Origin of the sequence: Thermosipho japonicus, from assembly GCF_014201655.1 — a bacterium.
Lineage (GTDB): Bacteria > Thermotogota > Thermotogae > Thermotogales > Fervidobacteriaceae > Thermosipho > Thermosipho japonicus.
In genome coordinates this window covers 158312-180957 of sequence record NZ_JACHEX010000001.1, presented here as the reverse complement: position 1 = coordinate 180957, position 22646 = coordinate 158312, and the positions used below count along the sequence as shown (strand labels likewise).

Here is a 22646-nt window from a genome sequence, read left to right as displayed (position 1 = left end):
TTTAAAAATATGCCCCGGTTTTAAAACCGGGGCATATCTTTTATAATTTTGATAATATTTTTTCAGGAGTTATTGGAAGAGATGTAATTCTAACACCGACTGCATTATATATTGCATTAGCTATTGCAGCCGGTGGTGTGTCAATTCCAATTTCTGCAACAGATTTAGCGCCAAAGGGACCAGTAGGTTCATAACTTTCTACAAATTTTACGATTATATTTCCTATATCTTTTCTTGAAGGAATTTTATATTGCATTAAATTGTTTGTCAATAATTTTCCACTTGGTGAGTATTTAACATCTTCAAATAATGTCATACCAATTCCCTGCACAAGACCACCTTCAACTTGAATTCTTGCAAGATTTGGATTAATTGTAACACCACAATCTACTACCGCCACATAGTTTATAAGCTTAACTTTTCCTGTTTCAATATCAACTTCAACTTCTGCAAAACCTGCCATAAATGGTGGTGGAGATTCTTCACCAACATATGAAGCATCTGCAATCAGCTGCTTTTGATTTTCAGTGTAATACAAAACTGTGGCAAGTTCTTTTAAATCAACTTTTTTACTACCATCTTTTTCCAATATATATTTTCCATCAAAGTCTACTTTTGATTCATCAAGCCCTAATTTAAGCGCTCCTTCTCTAATAATCATTCTTTTCATTTTTTCTGCTGCCCTTTTGACAGCATTGCCTGAGACGTATGTAGTACTTGATGCATATGCGCCAACGTCAAATGGAGTAAGATCGGTGTCTGATGAATAAACAATAATATTTTCAGTAGGAACTTGAAGGACTTCAGCTGCTATTTGGGCAAGTATTGTGTCACTTCCAGTACCAAGATCCGTTGCTCCAACTAATAAATTAAATGATCCATCATCGTTTAATTTTAGTATGGCGGATCCCATATCAATGTTTGCAATACCTGAACCTTGCATTGCTATTGCCATTCCAATTCCTCTGAATTTAGTTTCTGATATTTTTTTTCTTGGAAATTTTTCTTTCCAGTTGATTAATTTCATTCCTTCTTCAACACATTCATTTAATTTACAACTTCTTACAATCATATCTACTCCTTCACGGCCTTCGCCCATTATCTTGAATATTGGTGAAGTTTCGCCTTCACGTATCATATTCTTTTTTCTAAATTCTGCAGGATCCATATTTAGTTTTTCTGCTAAGATATCAATAGCAGATTCAAGTGCAAAGTTTCCTTGAATTGCACCATATCCTCTATATGCCCCAGCAGGTACTTTATTTGTATAAACAACTTTTCCTGAAAATCTTACAGCATCAACTTTGTTGTACATTGGAAGTGTTTTTGAACCAGCAACCATAAATGTAGTAAGAGCATGTTCTCCATATGCTCCGGTATCTGATAAACCTTTCATGTCAATAACCTTTAATTTTCCATCTTTTGTTGCTCCTAGTGTAATATCATATCTCATAGGATGTCTAGTATATGTTGCTTCAAAAACTTCTTGACGAGAATAAACAATTTTTGCAGGTTTTCCTGTTTTTAATGTAACAGCGGCAACAAAAGGCTCACCATGTATTGCTTGTTTTCCACCAAAGCCACCACCAATCCTTGGTTTTACAACTCTAATGTCTTTTATTGGTATATTAAATGCTTCGGCAATTATTCTTCGAACATGGAATGGTACCTGTGTTGAAGAAATAATCACTAGTCTTCCATGCATATCAATATATGAGGCAGCGGTATGTGGTTCAAAAGCAACATGTGCTTGAGCTTGTGTATAAAATCTTTCGTTAATTATTACATCACATTTTTTTAGCTCTTCTTCAACATTGCCTATTTCCATTTCATATGATGCTGCAATGTTTTTTTTAGCATCAAACCCTATTTCAAACATTGGATGAGTTTCTTTTTCAGGATGTATAACTGAAGGATGATTTTCTGCTTTTTCAAAATCAAAAACTGGTTCTAGTATTTCATACTCTACTTTAATTTCTGACAATGCTTTTTCTACAACCTTTTCATCTTTTCCTGCAACAATTGCAACTTCATCTCCAACATATCTTACATATTCATCAAGTATATACCAATCATGCGGTGAAGGTTCAGGATAGCCCTGTCCTGCTCTAGTTATCGGAATTCTTGGAAGATCTTTATATGTTAAAACACATTCTATTCCGTCAATTTTCTCTGCTTTCGATGTATCAATACTTTTTATTTTTGCAAATGCATGGGGACTTCTTAAAATCTTTACCACAAGTGCGTCTTTGGGGGATAGATCATCTGTGTATACTGGTTTTCCTAAAAGAAGACCTAATGCATCCTTTTTTGGAATTTTTCTTGTAACTTCTTTCATTTTTCCACCCCCAAGAATTTTTCTATTGCTCTATGCTGCCCTACATATCCAGTGCACCTGCAAAGATTACCAATTAATTTGTCTGTTATTTCCTCTTTATCTTTAATGTTTTTATTTTTAAGATAGACCGTATTTACGATCAATCCAGGACTGCAAAAACCACATTGGTCGGCACCTTCTTCTGCAAGATATTGGGCAAAAACTTTTGCATCTTCGAGGCCTTCAACTGTTGTTATATGATGACCATCGGCTCTTGCAGCAAAAACAGAACATGAAGGTACAGGTTTTCCATCAAATAATACAGTACAAATTCCACACATTCCAGTGTCACAACCTCTCCTAACGCTATAATAGCCTAGCTTTCTTAGAACATCGAGTAAAATATCATCTGGATTTATTTCAACGTCTTTTTGTTCACCGTTTATTATTAGACTAATTTTCATTTTGTCACCTCCTCAAGGGTACGCTTTACAAGTGCTTTACAAACCTTTTTTCTATACTCTGCTGTGGCCCTTAAATCATCTGAAAATTTTAATTCTTCAGCTGCAATTTTTGCAGCTTTTTCAATACTTTCTTTTGTGACTGTGTTATTTGACAAAAATTCTGCAGCGTTTTTAGCAAGTTGAGCTATACCAGGTCTTGCACCGACAGCAATTTTGAATTTTCCCTTATTGTTTGATACAGCTACATTTAGTAAAGAAAAATCATATTCTGAATTTCTAACATATTTAAATGCTACCCTTAAATCTTCTTTCATTATCTCGATTTTTACCATGATGTCTTTTGTTATTTTTGATTCAAGAAATTTTTCAAGTGGTATTTCACCGTTTTTGTATAACTTTACATTTGTGTTTAATACTAAAAGAGCGGTAATTAAATCGGAAAAACCGTATTTAGGAAATATAGTTCCTCCAACAGTAACTATATTTCTCATTTGATAACTTAAAATTTTTTCTGCAACATTTTTTAAAAAGCCGTTGTATAAAGTTGAAAGTACAGGATGCTCTTCAAAAGCTGATATTGTCACCATCGAACCGATTTCAACTTTTTCTGGATAGTCGTTTATAAAGTCAAGATTTGCATCTATTAGATCAATTGCAACATCAAATTCTTGGCTTGAAAGTTTCAAAAATGCTGCTCCTCCGATAACTCGTGAATTTTTTTCGGTTAGTATTTGATATGCCTCTTCTAATGTTTTTGGCTTTACATATTCTTTAAACTTTATCATATATCCACCACCTTCTTTTCTTTAAGATTGTAATATGCTTTAATCATGAGGTTGTACACAAGTTGTTTTCTATATTCTTTTGATGCTCTAACATCAGTAATTGGATTTGAAAGCTTTTCATATTCGCTTGCAAGGTATTCAAAAAGTTCTAAGCTAATCTCTTTGCCTTTTACTTTTTCTTCTAGCAGCTTTTCACGCAATATTGTAGGTCCAACGGAACCGTAACAAATTGCAATGTCATCAATTTTGTTGCTTGATTCTTTTAATAGTATTGCAATACTTGCAATTGAGATGATCATCGCATTTCTTCTGCCAACTTTTTCAAAATAGAATTTATAGTCATTTTTTATATCAAGTTCTACTCCAAAAATAAATTCATTATCTTCTAATTCTATTTTTCCTGGGCCTTTAATAAAATCTTCAATGGGGATTTTTTTATTTGATGGTTTGACAATCACTTTTGCATTTAAAAGATAACTTGCAAGGACAAAATCTCCCGCCGGTGATGCATTTGCAATGTTTCCTACAGGAGTTCCTCTGTTTCTAATCATTGGTGAACCAATTAGCCTTATTACATTATTTAGATATTCGTTTATGTTATTATCTTTTAGATATTCTCTGAGTTGACTGTATGTAAAGTTTAATGGGATAAATAGTTTATCACTAATTTTTGGGCCTTCAATAATAGCTTTTGTATCTATTACTGTGTCTGTTTTTATTGCATTAGCCCTCATTTTGACAAAAAGATCAGTACCACCGGAAAAGAGGAAGCCTTTTGTAGATGCTTTAATTTCAGATAATTCTTCAACGGTTTTAGGTAAGAAATAATTTTTAATCATTTTTTTCACTTCCTTTGATCTTGCTAGAAGCTATTTTCACAGCATCAATGATCTTTATATATCCAGTACATCTACAAAGGTTTCCCTCAAGTGCTTCTTTTATTTCTTCTTCGCTTGGATTGGAATTTTTATCGAGTAGCACTTTTGTTGAAACTATAAATCCTGGTGTGCAAAATCCACATTGTATTGCTCCAGCTTCAACATAAGCATCTTTAATTGGATCTTTAATACCCTCAAGTGTGATCACTTCTTTTCCATCAAGCTCAACTGCAAGCATAAGGCATGAATGAACATTTTTACCGTTGACGATTATCGTACAAGCTCCGCATTCTCCTTCACCACATCCTTCCTTTACAGACGTTATCTTTAAATCATCTCTTAAAAAGTCAAGAGCTCTTTTATAAACAGGTACATCCCTTTCAATTGTTTGTCCGTTGAGTGTGAATTTAATTTTCATTTTTTCACCCCATTTATGTATTCAATGATTTTCTCAAATACTGGTGGAATAGGATTAATTTTTATGTTATCTTGCACAGCTTTAATATCTTTTAAGCCATTTCCAGTAATAAATATTGCTACAGTATCTTCTTTTTTTAGTAAATCCATAGAGATAGCTTTTTTAAAACCTGCATATGCAGCGGCACCAGCAGGTTCTGCGAAAATACCCGTGTTTTTAGCAAGTTCAAATATTGCGGTTTTGATTTCTTCATCATTGACAGTTAAAAATGTTCCACCACTTTTTTCAACATATTTACATGCTTTTATTACATCACGAGGCTTCCCAACAGAAATACTATCTGCAATTGTGTTTGGTATTATATCTACAGGAGTGTAAGGTTTTCCATTAGAAAATGTTTTTGCAATTGCATCTGCCCCTTTTGCTTGAATACCGATTATTTTTGGAATTTTTTGTATAAGGTTTAAGTTGTAAAAATCATAAAAACCTTTGTAAATTGAGCTTATAACTGTTCCATCTCCTGCGCTTACAAAAACGATATCTGGAACTTCAAAATCAAGTTGTACAGCAAGTTCCATAGCACCAGTCTTTTTGCCCTCAAGAAGGTATGGATTAATAGCAGAATTCCTTGAATACCAATTTAACTTTTTGCCAACTTTTGTAGATATATCAAACGCTTGATCATAATTTCCGTCAACAAGAATTACATTTGCTCCGAAAACATGTAACTGCGCAAGTTTTGCAATTGGAATATTTTTAGGTACAAATATAAAAGTTTTAAGATCAGTAGGTGCTGAAAGGCCTGCTAGAGAGCTTGCTGCATTTCCAGTTGAGGCACAGTAGATGGTATCATATCCGTATTCATATGCTTTTGAGATGGCAATTGCTGAGGCTCTATCTTTGTAAGAGCTAGTAGGGTTTGTCCCATCGTATTTAAAGAAGACTTTTTTTATGCCATAATAATTTTTAAATTCATATGTAGGGGTATTACCTACGACTTGTTTGACTTTATATTCTGTAATTGGTAAAATCTTTGAAAATTGTGAGATATCTCCATGTTTGTCAAAATCAGATTTTTTAACATTTATTAAATCGTAATTAAAGATTACTTCTAATGTTCCGTATCTTTCGCCACATTTGGGGCAGGTATACATATTTGGTTCTGGATCATAAATAGTACCACAAGTTATACATTTCAATTTGTACACATTAATCCCTCCTATAGTTTGTTTTAAATTATACTTGATATTTGATGTAATCAAAAAATAACAAGAAATTAAGAATTTTTTTGAATTTTACAATTTTTGAAAATTTTACAGATATTATTAGTGATTTTCGTTTTAAACTTATGATATACTATAAATGTGGAGGTGTTTAGGTATGATAAATAGGCAGCAGGCATGGGAACTTTTAAATGAACATGTTAAGACAAAAAATCTCATAAAACATTGTCTTGCAACAGAAGCAGTTATGAGAGATCTTGCAAACTATTTTGAGGAAGATGAAGAAACTTGGGGACTTGCAGGACTTTTACATGACTTAGATTATGAATATACGAAAAATACTCCAGAAGAGCATGGATTGAAAACAGTAGAGTTGCTTGGAGATTTAGTTAGTCAAGATATTAAAAATGCAATACTTGCCCACAGTGGGAAAAAATCTAGAGATACTTTGATTGAAAAAGCAATTTATGCTGCTGACCCTACAACTGGTTTTATTGTTGCAGCTGCACTGATTAAACCGGAAAAAAAGTTAGAATCAATAGATGTTCAATTCTTATTAAAACGTTTTAAGGAAAAATCTTTTGCAAGAGGGGCAAATAGGGATCAAATGGCAAGCTGTGAAAAATTTGGTCTTTCACTTGAGAAATTTTATGAAATTGCCTTAAATGCAATGAAGAAGATATCAAAGGAGCTTGGTTTATGATATCAGGTTTGTTTTTTTGGCTTTTTCCATTTTTATTAATTTCTTTTGATTTAGCGTTTTCCGATCTTTTTTTATCTTTTATGTTGTTTTTCTTTTTAGAATCTGTTAATAGCTTTAGCTTTGAAAAAGCGTTAAGATACGTTGTTTTTCTTTCTTTATATAATATGGTAATCTTTAAAGATTTTAATTTAATTAATATTTTTTTGATATTTTTAATCATATTAATAGAGTCGTATAGAGATTCTTTCTTAAAGATTTGGATTTTACCTTTGCTGGAAGCTTTTATTTTTTATTCTTTGTTTTTGATTAATGGTAATTTAAAAGTAGTTATTATTTCAATATTAATTTCTTTGTTGATATATGGATATTTAATAAAGAAAGGAATAATAAAATTTAAATAGAGGAGGTAATATAATGAAGGTAACTTTACCAGATGGAAGTGTAAAAGAATATAGAGAAAAAATTACGCTTGCACAAATTGCACGAGAGATTAGTGAAGGGTTATACAGAAATGCAGTTGGAGGAATAGTTAATGGAATGCTATGGGATCTTGAAAGACCTATTGACTTTGATTGTGAGATAAGAATTATAACGAAAAAGGATAAAGAGGCGCCAGAATTTTTTAGGCATACCATGGCACATATAATGGCTCAAGCAGTTATGAGAATATATGGTCCAGAAAATGTTAGACTAGGTATAGGTCCTACTATTGAAAATGGATTTTATTATGACTTTGAAATATTGAATGGGGTTATAAAAGAAGAGGATTTAGAAAAGATTGAAAAAGAAATGAAAAAGATCATAAAGGAAGATTTAAAGATTGAAAGGTTTGAACTGAGTAAAGATGAAGCTATAAAGATGATGGAGGAAAAAGGTCAAATATACAAAGTAGAGTTAATAAAAGAAATACAAGATGAAAAAGTGAGTTTTTATAAGCAAGGAGAATTTGTGGATCTATGTAGAGGACCACATTTACCAAGAACGGGAATGATAAAGCACTTTAAACTATTGTCTGTTTCTGGTGCATATTGGAGAGGTAGTGAAAAAAATCCAATGCTTCAAAGAATTTATGGTACAGCATTTGCTACCAAAGATGAATTGGATAATTATTTAAAAATGCTTGAAGAAGCTAAAAAGAGAGATCACAGAAAATTAGGTCCAAAACTTGGATTATTCTTTATAAACACAGATGTTGCAGCTGGAATGCCAATATTCCTTCCAAAAGGTGCAACTATTTTAAATGAACTGATGAGTTTTTCAAGACAACTTCACAAAAAGTATGGATATAAAGAAGTAATGACTCCATTAATTATGAATGTAAAGCTTTGGCATCAAAGCGGTCACTGGGATCATTACAAAGATAATATGTATTTTACAGAAAAGGAAGAGACTGAATACGCAGTAAAGCCAATGAACTGTCCAGGACATATTCTGATTTATAAGAATGATGTAGTTTCTTACAGAGATCTTCCTATAAGGCTTTTTGAATTTGGGAAGGTTCATAGGTATGAAAGAAGTGGAGTATTACATGGGCTTCTTAGGGTGAGGGCATTTACTCAAGATGATGCTCATATATTCTGTAGACAAGATCAAATTGAAGAAGAAGTAAGCTCTGTTGTAAGGCTTATAGACGAACTTTATAAACCATTTGGATTTACTTACAGAGCAACTTTGAGCACCATGCCAGAAGATCATATGGGGGATGAAGAGACCTGGGAAAAAGCAACAAATGCTCTAAAAAAAGTTTTAGAAGATATAAAGCTTGATTTTGATATTGCAGAAGGTGAAGGTGCTTTCTATGGTCCGAAAGTTGATTTTCATGTAAAAGATTCTCTTGGTAGAGAATGGCAATGTGCAACAATTCAACTAGATTTTCAAATGCCAGAAAGGTTTGACCTTAAATATGTAGACAAGGATGGTATTGAAAAAAGGCCAGTGATGATTCATACGGCAAAATATGGATCACTTGAAAGATTCTTTGGAATATTAATTGAGCATTATGCAGGAGCGTTCCCACTTTGGATTTCACCAGTACAGGTATTAGTGTTACCAGTTTCTGATAAATATATTGATTATGCAAGAAAAGTTGCAAGGTTGTTAAGTGAAAATAATATTAGGGTTGAAGTTGATGGTAGGAACGAAACGCTTGGTTATAAGATTAGAGAAGCTCAAATCAGCAAAGTACCATATATGATTATTGTAGGAGAAAATGAAGAGAAAAGTGGTAAAATAAGTGTTAGAAGCAGAGATGGAGCCGAGGAAAAAGATGTAAATATTGAAGAATTTGTTGAGATTGTCCGCAAGGCTATTGCTGAAAGAAGGTGATAAATTGATTTCAAAAGAATTATCAAATTTTCTGAAAGAAAAATTATATGACTATGATATAGGTTTTGAAAAAGGAGAAAAAGATATAAATATTTTTGAAGAAAATGGATTTATCTTTGTAGAAAAGAATCAAGATATTGTTTTTTCTCTCAAAAACGAAAAACAATATTTTGACCTTTTACCTATAATAATTGAAAAAGTTGTAAGAGGGCACTTAAATGTTTTACACAAGGATAAGGCAGAAGAATTAATTGTTGATTTGCTTGTAAATATAATAGTTTTAAGTGAAGTAGAAGACAGTGATGGATATAGCCATACTGAAAGAGTTGCAAGAATGGCGGAAAAATTTGGAAGATTTTTAGGAATGGATGAGAAAGAATTAAGAAAATTTGTATTTCATGCATATTTGCATGATGTTGGAAAAATCAGCCTTGAACAATTAATGTTATATTCACCCACTAGGATGAGATTGTTTGAAGAAAGTTACCAAGATCACACAGTTATGGGAAGTATTTTTCTTTCGATGTTCGAAGTTTTGTGGGAATATATTCCAACTGTTAGATATCACCATGAAAGATGGGATGGAAAAGGTTATCCTGATGGTTTGAGAGAAAGACAGATTCCATATTATGCCAGAGTAATTTCTATACTAGATTTTTTTGATGAAACAACTCATTTTATTTCTTCAGAATGGGAATCTGAACTAAAAACTCCAAAAGAAGCTATGGAAATGATTAAAAAGTTATCCGGAAAATATTTTGATCCAAATTTGGTCGAAAAATTTGAAAGTTTTTTAAAAAGTGAGGGGGTGATATAATTAGCCCGACAGTTTTTTGGATTATATTAGGAGTAATATTAATGGCAGCTGAGATATTAACGCCTACGTTTTTTATATTCTGGTTTGGTGTAGGCGCATTGGCATCAGCACTAGTTGCTTTTTTCATAGGCAATACAATTTGGGAACTTGTTACATTTATAGTAGCCTCTGGTATTTTGGTTATTTTAACAAGGCCTCTTGCAAATAAAATTAGTGGAGAGCAAACGAGAAAGATTAATGTTGATGAGATAATTGGAAAGCATGCCTTGGTTTTAGAAGATATTAACAACAAAGCAGGAACTGGAATTATTAAAGTAAATGGTGATACCTGGAGAGCATTCTCAAATGATGATGAAATTGTAATAAAAAAGGGGGAATATGTAAAAATTTTGCAAGTTGAAGGTGCACATGTTGTGGTTGAAAAAATAGATAAGGGGGTATGATAATATGTTATACTTTTTGTTTTTAATATTAATATTCTTTTTGTTTTTAGTTGCGGCATCTGGTATAAGAATTGTTAGACCGTATGAAAGAGGATTGGTAGAAAGACTTGGAAAGTTTAGAAAAGAAGTTAAAGCTGGTATTCATTTTATAATTCCTTTTTTTGATAGAATGATAAAAGTAGATTTAAGAGAACATGTCATAGATGTTCCACCTCAAGAAGTTATTACAAAGGATAACGTTGTTGTAACTGTAGATGCTGTCATATACTATGAAATTACAGATGCATACAAGGCAGTATACAATGTTAGTAATTTTGAATTTGCAACCATAAAGCTTGCACAAACAAATCTTAGAAATGTTATTGGTGAATTAGAACTTGATCAAACGCTTACCTCGAGAGAAGAAATAAATACAAAACTTAGAACTGTACTTGATGAAGCTACTGATAAATGGGGAATTAGAATTACAAGGGTGGAAATTAAGAAAATAGATCCTCCAAAAGATATTATGGAGGCTATGAGTAAACAAATGAAAGCTGAAAGGACAAAGAGAGCCGCAATTTTAGAAGCAGAAGGAATTAGACAATCTGAAATTTTAAAGGCGGAAGGTCAAAAACAGGCAGCGATTTTAAAGGCAGAAGGTGAAGCGGAGGCCATTAAGAAAGTGGCAGAAGCAAATAAGTATAAATTGATTGCTGAAGCTCAGGGTCAAGGTGAAGCTATTATGTTAGTATTTAAATCAATCCATGAAGGAAATCCTACCAACGATGTTATTGCAGTAAGATATCTTGAGACACTTAAAGAAATGGCTAATGGAAATGCAACTAAGATATTCTTACCAATGGAATTATCAGGTATTTTAGGAAGTATAGGAGCAATTTCTGAAATGTTTAAGAGTGGCGGTGAAAAAGATAATGCTTGATGTTACCTTTTTTACGCTTATTACAGGGGCTGTAGGGCTCCTGATTTCTATTGCATTAGCTTTTTTAATTGTAATTTCAAAGACATTCTTTAAATATGGTACGTTTAGAGTTTTTAATGAATTAATTGTTTTAGGGCTTGGAATATTAGGTTGGTATTATATACCTAAAGGTATTTTGCAATTGTTTTTCTTTTTAATTCTTTCAACGCTTTACCAACTTTATAGGATTATTAGGGATATTTATTCTATAGATACCAGGTTTAGAATATTGGTTTTAGCTTTGGGAAAAGATAGATTTGAGTATGCTATATTTTCAATTAAAAGAGTAAGCAAAAGAATAATTGGAAGCTTTTTTAAATATTTTGCGATTTTAATTGCCGCTTATCCCATTTCTCAGTCGTTGCATGCAGAAATAGTTGGTGTAATATCTTTATTAGTTGGTATTATACTGGTTCTGCTAAAATTAGACTGAGAAAGGGGAGTATTTGTGAAAAAATCATATTTTGAAGCTTTTCTTTTTCTAATAGTATTGATACTTGCTTTTTTGTTTGTAAACTCCTATATGGGAGTTTCTAATTTTTTTAAGACACTAATGCTAACAGCCCATGATTTATTATTAAATACCGTATTTTTTATTATGGCAGTAGCAGTTATTACTGGAGCTTTTTCAGGTCTTTTGTTTGAATTTAAGGTTGCTGATTTGATAGATGTAATTTTAAGACCGTTTATGAAACCTCTCTATAACCTTCCTGGTGTTTCTGTGATGGGAATAATTGCAACTTACTTTTCAGATAATCCAGCTATTATTGCTCTTGCAAAGGATAAAAGGTTTATGAAAAACTTTGCAAAGTGGCAAGAACCTTTGCTGTGTAATTTGGGAACTTCTTTTGGGATGGGACTAATAGTTTCAACTTTTATGATTGCTCAAGGTAGTAAAATGGGGTATAATCTAGTTCCCGCCGTGTTTATTGGAAATTTGGGTGCAATTTTTGGAAGTATTGTTAGCGTAAGAGTTTTTTCAAGTTTTACAAGGAAAAAATTGGGAGAATACGATGATTCGGAAGAAGTAATAAATGTTGAATATGAGGCTGGCAATAGTTATGGCAGTTTTACAGAGAGACTTTTAACTGCGTTACTTGATGGTGGAAAAAAGGGTGTTGATATTGGATTAGGTATCATTCCTGGAGTACTAGTAATTAGCACTTTTGTAATGATGATTACTTTTGGGCCAAAAGATCCAACAGTAGGATACCAGGGACTTGCATATGAAGGTATTCCAATATTGCCTTATTTGGGTGAAAAAATATTCTTCATTTTAAAGTGGTTGTTTGGTTTTTCCAATCCTGAATTGATTGCCTTTCCTTTAACTTCATTAGGTTCAACTGGTGCTGCACTTGCATTAATCCCAAAGTTTATTGATTTGAATATTATTACACCGAATGATATAGCAGTCTTTACAGCCATGGGAATGACTTGGAGTGGATATTTGAGCACTCATATTGCTATGATGGATGAACTTGGGTATAGATTTTTGACAGGTAAAGCAATTTTGTCGCATACAATTGGAGGACTTGCAGCTGGTGTTTTTTCACATTTTATTTATATGTTATTATAACCTTCCCACTCTGTATTTCAAAATTGTAACATGTTGTAGTAAAAAATTAATAATATGTATGTTTTAATGTAGCATAAATTAGTTTATTATTGTTTTAGATTTTTTACTGAAGGGAGTGGGGAGAATGGACAAAAAAATTCTCAACCAAAAATTGAAAGCATTGGCAGAAAAGCACGGAACTCCTATTTTAGTAATGGATTTGGAAATAATAAGAGATAACTACAAAAGACTTGTAGAAAATGTAAAAAATTCAAAGATTTATTATGCTGTTAAGGCCAACTCCCATATTGAAATTTTAAAACTTTTAAGAGATTTAGGAAGCTATTTTGATGTGGCTTCAAGACCAGAGATTGAAAAGCTCTTAAGTATAGGTGTAGAACCAGAGAGGATGAGTTTTGGGAATACAATAAAGAAATCTTCAGATATAGCGTTTGCATATGAAAAAGGAATTAAAATGTTTGCAGTTGACAGCGAAATGGAGATAGAAAAGATAGCAAAAAATGCTCCAAATTCGAATATATATGTTAGAATTAGTACCAATGGGATGGAAGATGATGCAGACTGGCCTTTAACCAAAAAATTTGGAACAAGTGTTGATCACGCCATTTCGTTGGTAAAATATGCGCACTCATTGGGACTTAATCCAATTGGTGTGAGTTTTCATGTGGGATCACAAAATTATAACCCTGAAAATTGGAGAGTTGCTATTAGGGAAGTTTCTGTAGTATTTGAAGAGGCAAGAAGAATGGGAATTGAAATGAAAATGGTAAATACTGGTGGAGGAATGCCAGTAAAATATTCAAAAAATATTCCAACAGTTGAAGAAATTTCTGCAGTTATAAATGAGGCAATTGCAGATTATATTGGAGAAGATGTAACAGTAATATTGGAACCAGGACGTTCAATGGTAGGTAACGCTGGTGTAATGATAACGAGTGTAATTTTAAGAAGCCAAAAAGGAGAAGAAAAATGGATTTATACTGATGCAGGAGTATTCCATGGTCTTACTGAAACTATACAAAATATAAGGTATGAAGTTGAAGTTATTGACAAAGAGGATGAAGAAAAGGAAAAATTTGTTCTTGCAGGTCCAACATGTGATAGCGTTGATGTAATGTATTATGATATTAATTTACCGAAAACCACAACAATGGATGATTTAATTGTATTGTATAACACAGGAGCGTACACTACTGAATATGGTACAAATTTCAATGGTATACCTTCTCCTAAGATAATCTTTGAAAGTTCAATATTTGTAAAGCAAGAATTGTTTGAAGAAGTATAGTTTACTTAAATTTTATGTGATATAATATAGTTGTGTAACATGCCGAGGTGGCGGAACTGGCAGACGCGCATGACTCAGGATCATGTGGAGTTTTCTCCGTGCGGGTTCAAGTCCCGCCCTCGGCACCAGTCCCGGTAATATCCGGGAATTTTTTTGTATTAGAAAAGTAAGAAAGGTGGAGAAAGTGGATATTGTAAATTTCTCGCAGTTAAAGGTCACAGTTGGATTTGAAAATGAGATAAGAGAAGAAATTGTAAAGAGTATAATTTCTAATGAAAAAACTTTTATAGTAACTTTGAATGCTTCTATTTTATTAAGAGCGTTGAAGGATGGTTATTATAGAAACGTTGTAAATAATGCTACATATATTATTCCCGATGGTTCTGGAATAGTATGGGCCTTAAAAAGGAACAGAAACATTTTAACTGATAGAATTACAGGTATAGACACAATGTTATATCTATGTGAAAAGTCTAAAGAGTATAACTGGAAGGTTTATCTTTTAGGTGCTAAACCAAAAGTTATTGAAGAGGCGGCTAAAAAGCTAAAAAATAGTGGTGTAAATGTCGTTGGCTTTCATCATGGTTATTTTCCTTTTGATGATAAAAGTGTTTCTGAGGAAATCGAACGTTTAAAACCTGACTTAGTTTTTGTAGGAATGGGTGTTCCAAGACAGGAAGAATGGATTTTTAATAACTTTTCATTGCCTTTTAAATTTGCAATGGGTGTTGGTGGAAGTTTTGACGTAATTTCAGGGTTAAAAAAACGTGCACCACTGTTTTTCCAAAAAATGAAATTAGAGTGGTTTTATAGATGGCTGCAGTCTCCGATAAAAAAAAGGCATGTGCCTTTTGAAATAATTAAATACACATATTTAGTGTTAAGAGGTAAGATAAAATGAAATTTGAAAAGAAGCAATTAATTTTAAGATACTTGAAAGAAATTATAAATGCACCGTTAAATCTTACCGCAATAAAGGATCTAGAACTTGCCTACCAGTTATTAGCCATGGATAGTTTAATTCCACTAAAAGAAAATGATGTGGGGAGTAATTTTTTAGATGTTGGGACCGGAGGAGGTGTTCCAGGAGTTTTTATTGGAATTATGTTTGAAAATTCTCGAGGGTTATTAGTTGACTCTTCTAGAAAAAAGATAGATTTTGTTAGAGGGGTTTGTAATAAATTAAATTTGAATAATCTAGAATTTTTAAATGCAAGAATTGAAGAAAAGAAAGATTTGATTGGAAGATTTGATTCTGTTTTTTCAAGGGCTGTTGCAGAATTAAGAGTAATATTGGAATTGACAGTTCCTTTTTCAAAAATTGGTGGAAAAATTTTTCTTTACAAGGGGAAAAATTATAAGGAGGAGTTAGATAGTGCGCAAAATGCTATAAAAGAGCTAAACGTAAAACTTAAAGAAATAAGGGAATATAATATTCTTGATAAAGAAAGAGTGTTACTTGTTTTTGAAAAAGTAAAAGCAACTGATTCTAAATTTCCGAGGAGATTTAATAAAATTTTGAAACAACCTTTGTGAGGAGGGATTAGGATTTGTTTGACACGATTGCGGCAATATCCAGCCCTTTAGGAACAGGTGCTATTTCAGTTGTAAGGATTGATGGACCTAAAAGTCATGATATTGCAAAAAAGTTGGTAAAAATTTCTAATGTTGATTATAGAAGAGTTTATCATGCTTTTATGGAATTTGAAGGGCAAATAGTAGACGAGGTAAATATTGTTTTTTATAAATCCCCAAATAGTTATACAGGAAACGATTTAGTTGAAATATATGGTCATGGAGGAATACTGGTTACTAGAAAAGTTCTTGAAGCAGTGTTGAAGAGTGGAGCAAGGCTTGCAGAAAGAGGAGAATTTACAAAAAGAGCATTTTTAAATGGAAAAATTTCTCTAGTTCAAGCAGAGTCAATTTATCAAATAATAGAAGCAAAAAGTGAAATATCTTTAAAACTTTCTTTTGAAAATTTAAAAGGCAAACTATCAGAAGAAATAGAAAATTATCGTTCAAGGTTATTAAATATACTTGCAGAGATAGAAGTTTCTATAGACTATCCGGATGATATGGAAGTTGATTTTGATAATATTTCCAATTTATTATCTAAAATAGATCAAGAATTATCTTTGAAAATTGAGAAAAGCAAAAAAGCTTTAACCTTGAATCAAGGTATAGTTATGACAATCGTGGGAAAGCCAAATTCGGGGAAGTCTACTTTGCTAAATAAGCTTTTGGAAGAAGATAGAGCAATAGTTACGGATATTCCCGGTACAACAAGGGATGTTATTAAAGGCGAAATAGATATTAACGGAATCCATTTTGTTATTGTTGATACTGCTGGTATAAGAAAAACAGATGATGTTGTAGAAAGTATAGGCATCCAGAAAAGTATTAAAGAGCTTGAAAAGGCTGATATTGTTCTTTTTGTTTTGGATGCGACAACAGGTTTTACAAAGGAAGATGAGTATATTTTTGAGAAGGTAAAAAAATTAAACTATATACCTGTATGGAACAAGTGCGATATTGGTTATAATTTTAATAAGGAGTTTAAAGATGCAGTAAAAATAAGTGCTTTAACGGGAGAAAGTTTTAGATCTTTAGAGTCTATAATATTATCAAAGGTTTCTGATATCATAGAATCTGGAGAAAGCTCTCATGTAATAACACAAAGGCAGCTCGAAGTTTTGGAGAGAGTAAAAAGAAATGTTGAAAGTGCTATTTTTAATTTAAAAAGTGGGTATGAGGTTGATGTTATATCTATTGATATAAGAAAAGCTTTGGAAGAATTGGATGTATTAATAGGGAAAAGATTTTCTGAAGATTTGCTCGATACAATTTTCTCAAACTTTTGTGTTGGAAAATAAATAAAAAAAACACGGGCCTTTTTCTTGGCCCGCTCAAAGCTGTGGGGGGTGTATCTCAAGGGGGATAGGGGGGTTTCTCTATTTAATATATTACATCATTTATGTTACAAAGTTAGTCTTGCCAAAGTTTCTGTTACGAACCATTTTTGTTAACAAAGAATTACACTCTACCTTATTAGCAATTATAAAAACTACTTTTTACTTTTTCTACTATTTTGACTAATGAAAATTTTAAATGGTTCAAAAAAAGATTATTTTTACTTACTTGCGGTATCTCTAGGTAAAAGATTTCTAATCCAGTTGATAAATGCAGGAGAATTTCTTGTTTGTATATATACTCTCCCTGGACCAACAAGATCAACTACGAGACCTTCACCACCAAAAAGAGTTGATTTTATTCCACCAAAAGTTCTAACAGAATATTTTACTGTTTCATCAAATCCTACAATATGACCTGTATCAACAGTAATTGTCTCTCCAGGTTCAAGTTCTTTGTGATAAATTCCACCGAAGGCAGATATAGCAGCTTTTCCATATCCAGAAAGTTTTAATAGAAAGAAACCTTCACCGGAAAAGAAAGTTTTGAATCCACCAAATTTTGTGTCTATTGATATAGTTTCTTGACTTGCAAGATAGGATGTAGATTGAAGGAAAAATCCATTTTTGATATCTATTACTTCAATATCACCTGGAAGAAGTGGGGCAAATGAAATTTTGCTTTTACTATGTGAAATATATTTATTGAGGAAAAAGTGTTCACCACCTAAAAAGGCTCTTTTTAAGGCTTTAAATATTCCTCCTGTAGATGTATTTACTTCAATATCCCCTTCCATTGAAACCATTGCACCAGGTTCTGCTACAATAGTTTCACCTATTTCAAGTTCAACAAACAAGATAGCGTATGAACCTCTAAAATCAGTCTTAAAAAGCATTTAACCCCTCCTTTAAGTTTATTTATAAAATTTATGATAAAATTGATATGAGAGGTGATAAGATAGATGAGAAAAGCAACTTTTTCGATTATAATTATAGCATTTTTGTTTTTAAACTTTTATACTATTGATTCAGAATTTGAGTATTTTCAATTTTTTGAATCAGAAATAAAGGTCAATTTTGATGATTGGAAAGAATTAAAAAAATATTTTGAAAGGATAGGTTATTTTTCAATTAAAAATTCTCCTAATGTGATTGTTGAATCATTGCCAAAAAACCTTTCTGAAGCTCCAGTTACTGAAAAAAAGGAATTATTTGTAAAGATAATGATTCCATTAATTCGAAAAGTTAATCAAGAAATTCTTATGGAAAGAAAGGAAATCTTAAAAGCAAAGGAAAATAGTGATTTAAAAGTTTTAGATTTTTATATGAAAAAATATGATGCAAAAGATTATGACGAACTATTATTAAAGGTAAATACTATTCCTGAGGACATAGCACTTGCACAGGCTGCGATAGAATCTGCTTGGGGAACAAGTAGATTTGCTATTGAAGCAAATAATATTTTTGGAGAGTGGACTTTTACACCAGGAACTGGTATCGTTCCAAATGATAGACCAGATGGTGAAATTTACGAAGTGGAATATTTTAATAGTCTTTTGGATTCTATGAGAAGCTATGCTTTGAATTTAAACAAATTACCATATTATGAAGATTTTAGACTTATAAGGGCTGGAATAAAAAAAGGCCATCCTGCTGATGGCCTTATCAATTACTCACAAATGAGAGAAAAATATGTTGAAATAATTAAGAGTGTCATTAAAAATTTGCCAAGGTTATAAAACGTATATTTTTTCTCTGTTTTTAAAGTTCTTTAAAACATTTTTAGTGTCAAAAACAAATGGTAAATTTTCTATTATATATTCATAATCTATTCCAATTGTATGAGCAGTGGTTATAATTGCTCCATCGAAATTTTTAAGGACTTCTTTATCAAGATCTATGGATTTGTAATTCTTTCCGTTTAGAGAAAATTCTGGTACAAATGGATCAAAATAATATACCTCTGCTTTTTTTCTTTCTAATATTTCTATTACTTTTAATGCAGGACTTTCTCTCATATCATCTATATTTCCTTTGTATGCAACTCCTAGAACTAATATTTTGCTGCCATTAAAAGGCTTTTTAAATTCATTTAAAATATCACCGAGTCTTTGGACAACATAATAAGGCATTTCATCTGCAACCTGACCTGCCTGTTCTACAAGCATTAAATGAAGATCGTATTCTCTTGCTTTGTATGATAGATAAAATGGATCGATAGGGATACAGTGCCCACCTATACCTGGGCCTGGATAAAATGGCATGTAACCAAACGGTTTAGTTGAAGCTGCATCTATTACTTCCCAAATATTAACATTCATTTTTTCAGCAACTTTTGTCATCTCTTGAACTAATGCAATATTAACTAATCTAAAAGTATTTTCAAGGATTTTGGACATTTCAGCAGTTTTAGGGGAGCTTACTGGGAATACCGGAGCATCGAGCACATTTTCGTACAATGCTTTTGCGTATTTTGTACATTCACTGGTTACTCCACCAACCACCTTTGGAGTATTTCTCGTTTTATATCTCATATTTCCTGGATCAACTCTTTCGGGACTAAATGCAAGGTAAAAATCTTTACCTACCTCAAGCCCAGATTTTAGAAGTATAGGTAGGACTACTTCTTCGGTGGTTCCAGGATATGTTGTGCTTTCTAAAATTATTAGCTGTTCACGACGTAGTCTTTTAGAGATATCTTCTGCAGTTTGAATAATGTATGAAAGATCTGGTTGTTTGAATTTATCAAGCGGTGTGGGAACACATATACTTATTACATCACAATTTGCAAGTTCGTTAAAATTGGTAGTGGCTTTAAGCCTTTTTTCACTTACAAGTTGTTTTAATTCTTCATCATTGACATCTCCAATATAATTTTTTCCTTCATTAATCATATCTACTCTTTTTTGTTGTATATCAAAGCCAATGACGTTGTATCCAGCTCTTGCCTTTTCAACTGCAAGTGGAAGTCCAACATATCCCATTCCCATTACACCAATAATAGCACTTTTGTTTAATATTTTTTCGTACAATTTTGACATACTTTCCCTCCGTTCATTCAGTGAATGAATATTCTGAGTAAATTATAACATTTTTAGTTTTTTAAATCAAGTAAAAAATACCCCAAAGATGATATTTCACCCTTGGGGTATTTATATTTTTTCATTGATTAGAAAGGATAAAATCCAAGATCAAGGCTATTTTTTTCATATATTTTTTCAATCATTTTTTTGACCAATTCTACGTGGCTTTCTTCCCATGTTTTTAAGTTTTCTAGTATTTTTACCAATTGTTCATTTTCTAACTCTCTAGCACGTTTTGCAGCTTTATCATAGTAATTAACAAAATCTTTTTCAATTAAAAGAGCCATTCTTAGAATTGACAAATCTTTTATGTCATCTTCAGAAGGTGTTTTACTTATCTTTTGTGATGTAAACCTTTCTTTGAAAAATTCTTTTGTAGTGTCAACTGAAGCAGTAGGAATTTCCCCGTTTTCTTCAAGTGCCCTTCTAACACTTCTAATATATTCAGTATGTTCCTTTTCCATGTTTTTTAGAAATTCGAGAACTTCTTTTGCAAGCGAATTTTTGATTTCTTCTTTTTTGGACATATAAAATCTGTACCCTTCAATTTCAAAATTTTCAGCAAGTTTTAAAATGTCTTCAATTGACATTATTTCACCTCATTTCTTAAATATTCATCAATACCTTTTGCTGCCCAATAACCATCTGCAACACCGTGGATGATGTCAGGACCGTGAACAATATCGCCACCAGCAAAAAGCCACTTAATTGGTGTTTGTCTATATTCATTTGTTACGATTCTTCCTCTTACAAATTCTAATTTTTCTTTTAATTCTTCAGGGAGGTAGTTATAATCAGGTGCCTGACCTATTGCTTCTACAACCATGTCAGCTTCCAAAATCATTTTTTGATTTTCATCAAATTTTGGATTAAACCTTCGGTTTTCATCAAATACTTCAAGACATTTTTTGAATTCTACGCCTTTTACTTTTCCATTTTCAATTACTACTTTTATAGGGCCCCAACCAGGATAGAATTTTACACCTTCTTCTGATCCTTCCTCTATTTCTTCCATATCTGCAGGCATTTCTTCGTATGTTCTTTCTAAACTTGAAACTTTTACATCTACTTTACCATACTCCATCATTTGAAGTCTTGCCATTGATCTAGCAACGTCCATTGCAACATTACCGCCACCAATAACAACAAGACTTTTTGGAATCTTTGGTTTTGGTCCTTCTCCTCTTAGAAAATCTCTTATTTCTCTTAATAATGGCAGAGCTTGTATTACATCTTCATGTTCTGTTCCAGGAATATTGGTACTTCTTCCAAGTGTAAATCCTGTTGAAACATAGACAGCATCAAATTTTTCTTTTAGTTCCATTAGAGGTATATCTTTTCCTACACTAACACCAACGTGAATTTTTACTCCAAGTGCTTGAATGAAAGCTATATCTTTATCTAAAGCTTCATCGGGCAGCCTATATGACGGTATACCGTATCTCATGACACCGCCAGGCCTTGAAAGACTTTCAAATACTTCTACTTCGTATCCCATAGTTGCTAAAAAGTATGCAGCTGAAAGTCCTGCAGGCCCTGAACCTACAATTGCAACTTTTTTGTTTCTTGGTTCAATTTTATAATTAACAACGTTTTCATAACTTGAAATGTTGTCAACAATGTACCTTTTTAACCATCTAATTGCAATTGCATCTCCTCTATTCCCTATTGAACATGCTTCTTCACACTTGTGAGTACATACTCTACCACATACTGAAGAAAATGGGTTTGCACCGAGCATATCTTGTTCTAAGTCACCTTTTAGCAATATATTTACTGCTTCTTTTAGATCGTCTTTCCAAATTGCTTTAATATATTCTGGAATTCTCATGTGTTGTGGACATCTGTCTGTACAAATTCCACACTCAACACACCTTGCAGCTTCATGCATAGCTTGTTCTTTGCTATATCCTTTAACATATTCGATAAACGATTTTGATCTTTCTTCTCCTTCAATCATTTCCATTTCAACTCTATCTAATTCTAAAAGGTCTGAGTTTTCATCTTTTGTCCAACCAACGGGAATATTTTCTATTCCATGTATTCCTTTTTCTGTAGGTGCGTAAATAAAGTCTTCAGGATCGGGTGAAACATGTACATATTCTCTTGTCATTTTTAAGGACCCTGTTGTACAGATGTCAACACACATTGCACAAAATGAACATCTTCCGTAATCAATGACTGGACGTTGAGATTTTTTGCCATATTCATGGGGTAAATCCTCTACTTCGACCATTCTAATTGCATCTGTAGGACATATTTTTGCACAAGTACCGCATCCTATACATTTTTCCCAATCATTTATATGAAACCCTCTATATCTTTCTGCAGCTTCTCTTTTAACATATGGGACCTTAATTGTCACTGGTTTTTTAAATAAAAACTTCCAAGCCTTTATTGGTGCAAAAAAATCTTTTTTTGGCATTGTACTATTATTATTCACTGCACACACC

Annotated in this window: 23 protein-coding genes and 1 tRNA gene; 14 read left to right on the top strand and 10 right to left on the bottom strand. The window is 32.3% G+C overall.

The window, feature by feature from the left end:
- Positions 1-40: 40 nt before the first annotated feature.
- The 6 genes from HNP65_RS00965 to thrC are packed head-to-tail and all read right to left on the bottom strand — an operon-like array spanning position 41 to position 6070.
- Positions 41-2338: a xanthine dehydrogenase family protein molybdopterin-binding subunit gene (locus tag HNP65_RS00965; RefSeq protein ID WP_184618529.1), complete on the bottom strand. Its 2298-nt coding sequence runs from the start codon at positions 2336-2338 to the stop codon at positions 41-43.
- The gene (locus tag HNP65_RS00960) at positions 2335-2781 is read right to left on the bottom strand and encodes a (2Fe-2S)-binding protein (RefSeq protein ID WP_184618528.1); all 447 of its coding nucleotides are present in this window, start codon (positions 2779-2781) and stop codon (positions 2335-2337) included. Before HNP65_RS00960 ends, HNP65_RS00965 begins: the two co-directional genes overlap by 4 nt.
- Positions 2778-3566, bottom strand: coding sequence for an FAD binding domain-containing protein (locus HNP65_RS00955; RefSeq protein ID WP_184618527.1), 789 nt, complete (start codon positions 3564-3566; stop codon positions 2778-2780). Before HNP65_RS00955 ends, HNP65_RS00960 begins: the two co-directional genes overlap by 4 nt.
- Complete coding sequence (locus HNP65_RS00950) at positions 3563-4405, bottom strand: FAD binding domain-containing protein (protein WP_184618526.1); 843 nt, start codon at positions 4403-4405, stop codon at positions 3563-3565. The genes HNP65_RS00955 and HNP65_RS00950 overlap by 4 nt, the downstream gene beginning before the upstream one ends.
- Positions 4398-4862: a (2Fe-2S)-binding protein gene (locus tag HNP65_RS00945; protein WP_184618525.1), complete on the bottom strand. Its 465-nt coding sequence runs from the start codon at positions 4860-4862 to the stop codon at positions 4398-4400. Before HNP65_RS00945 ends, HNP65_RS00950 begins: the two co-directional genes overlap by 8 nt.
- The gene (thrC, locus tag HNP65_RS00940; RefSeq protein WP_184618524.1) at positions 4859-6070 is read right to left on the bottom strand and encodes a threonine synthase; all 1212 of its coding nucleotides are present in this window, start codon (positions 6068-6070) and stop codon (positions 4859-4861) included. The genes HNP65_RS00945 and thrC overlap by 4 nt, the downstream gene beginning before the upstream one ends.
- A 172-nt stretch (positions 6071-6242) precedes the next feature.
- Between thrC and HNP65_RS00935 the strand changes: the two genes are divergently transcribed.
- The 13 genes from HNP65_RS00935 (at position 6243) to mnmE (ending at position 17074) form a co-directional block, all read left to right on the top strand.
- Positions 6243-6788 carry an HD domain-containing protein gene (locus HNP65_RS00935; protein WP_184618523.1) on the top strand — a complete coding sequence of 182 codons (546 nt, stop codon included), beginning with the start codon at positions 6243-6245 and terminating at the stop codon, positions 6786-6788.
- Positions 6785-7189 carry a hypothetical protein gene (locus HNP65_RS00930; protein WP_184618522.1) on the top strand — a complete coding sequence of 135 codons (405 nt, stop codon included), beginning with the start codon at positions 6785-6787 and terminating at the stop codon, positions 7187-7189. Before HNP65_RS00935 ends, HNP65_RS00930 begins: the two co-directional genes overlap by 4 nt.
- A 13-nt stretch (positions 7190-7202) precedes the next feature.
- A complete protein-coding gene (gene thrS / locus HNP65_RS00925) occupies positions 7203-9113 on the top strand; it encodes a threonine--tRNA ligase (RefSeq protein ID WP_184618521.1) in 1911 nt (636 codons plus the stop codon).
- Positions 9064-9930 (top strand): HD-GYP domain-containing protein, encoded by an 867-nt coding sequence (locus tag HNP65_RS00920; protein WP_246348151.1) that lies wholly within the window; start codon positions 9064-9066, stop codon positions 9928-9930. The genes thrS and HNP65_RS00920 overlap by 50 nt, the downstream gene beginning before the upstream one ends.
- Positions 9931-9971: 41 nt before the next feature.
- A complete protein-coding gene (locus HNP65_RS00915) occupies positions 9972-10373 on the top strand; it encodes an NfeD family protein (RefSeq protein ID WP_184618520.1) in 402 nt (133 codons plus the stop codon).
- A 4-nt stretch (positions 10374-10377) separates the two neighbouring features.
- Positions 10378-11295, top strand: a complete 918-nt coding sequence (locus HNP65_RS00910; protein ID WP_184618519.1) for an SPFH domain-containing protein — start codon at positions 10378-10380, stop codon at positions 11293-11295.
- Positions 11276-11767 carry a hypothetical protein gene (locus tag HNP65_RS00905; RefSeq protein ID WP_343043437.1) on the top strand — a complete coding sequence of 164 codons (492 nt, stop codon included), beginning with the start codon at positions 11276-11278 and terminating at the stop codon, positions 11765-11767. The genes HNP65_RS00910 and HNP65_RS00905 overlap by 20 nt, the downstream gene beginning before the upstream one ends.
- 15 nt (positions 11768-11782) lie before the next feature.
- A complete protein-coding gene (locus HNP65_RS00900) occupies positions 11783-12910 on the top strand; it encodes a CD0519/CD1768 family membrane protein (protein WP_184618518.1) in 1128 nt (375 codons plus the stop codon).
- A 124-nt stretch (positions 12911-13034) separates the two neighbouring features.
- The gene (locus HNP65_RS00895; protein ID WP_184618517.1) at positions 13035-14198 is read left to right on the top strand and encodes a type III PLP-dependent enzyme; all 1164 of its coding nucleotides are present in this window, start codon (positions 13035-13037) and stop codon (positions 14196-14198) included.
- A 41-nt stretch (positions 14199-14239) separates the two neighbouring features.
- Positions 14240-14326, top strand: a tRNA-Leu gene (locus HNP65_RS00890).
- A gap of 56 nt (positions 14327-14382) precedes the next feature.
- Complete coding sequence (locus HNP65_RS00885; RefSeq protein WP_184618516.1) at positions 14383-15099, top strand: WecB/TagA/CpsF family glycosyltransferase; 717 nt, start codon at positions 14383-14385, stop codon at positions 15097-15099.
- Positions 15096-15734 (top strand): 16S rRNA (guanine(527)-N(7))-methyltransferase RsmG, encoded by a 639-nt coding sequence (rsmG, locus tag HNP65_RS00880; protein ID WP_184618515.1) that lies wholly within the window; start codon positions 15096-15098, stop codon positions 15732-15734. Before HNP65_RS00885 ends, rsmG begins: the two co-directional genes overlap by 4 nt.
- Before the next feature lie 14 nt (positions 15735-15748).
- Positions 15749-17074 carry a tRNA uridine-5-carboxymethylaminomethyl(34) synthesis GTPase MnmE gene (mnmE, locus tag HNP65_RS00875; RefSeq protein WP_184618514.1) on the top strand — a complete coding sequence of 442 codons (1326 nt, stop codon included), beginning with the start codon at positions 15749-15751 and terminating at the stop codon, positions 17072-17074.
- A gap of 257 nt (positions 17075-17331) precedes the next feature.
- Here the strand turns inward: mnmE and HNP65_RS00870 are convergent, their stop codons facing one another.
- A complete protein-coding gene (locus HNP65_RS00870) occupies positions 17332-18006 on the bottom strand; it encodes a TIGR00266 family protein (protein ID WP_184618513.1) in 675 nt (224 codons plus the stop codon).
- Between the two features lie 66 nt (positions 18007-18072).
- On the opposite strand from HNP65_RS00870, the gene HNP65_RS00865 reads away from it, so the two are divergent.
- Complete coding sequence (locus HNP65_RS00865) at positions 18073-18849, top strand: glucosaminidase domain-containing protein (RefSeq protein WP_184618512.1); 777 nt, start codon at positions 18073-18075, stop codon at positions 18847-18849.
- On the opposite strand, the gene HNP65_RS00860 is transcribed toward HNP65_RS00865, so the two are convergent.
- The 3 genes from HNP65_RS00860 to HNP65_RS00850 form a co-directional block, all read right to left on the bottom strand.
- Positions 18844-20151: a nucleotide sugar dehydrogenase gene (locus HNP65_RS00860; RefSeq protein ID WP_184618511.1), complete on the bottom strand. Its 1308-nt coding sequence runs from the start codon at positions 20149-20151 to the stop codon at positions 18844-18846. The genes HNP65_RS00865 and HNP65_RS00860 overlap by 6 nt on opposite strands.
- A gap of 128 nt (positions 20152-20279) precedes the next feature.
- Positions 20280-20783, bottom strand: coding sequence for a ferritin-like domain-containing protein (locus HNP65_RS00855; RefSeq protein ID WP_184618510.1), 504 nt, complete (start codon positions 20781-20783; stop codon positions 20280-20282).
- Positions 20783-22618: an FAD-dependent oxidoreductase gene (locus HNP65_RS00850; RefSeq protein WP_184619006.1), complete on the bottom strand. Its 1836-nt coding sequence runs from the start codon at positions 22616-22618 to the stop codon at positions 20783-20785. Before HNP65_RS00850 ends, HNP65_RS00855 begins: the two co-directional genes overlap by 1 nt.
- Between the last annotated feature and the right edge of the window lie 28 nt (positions 22619-22646).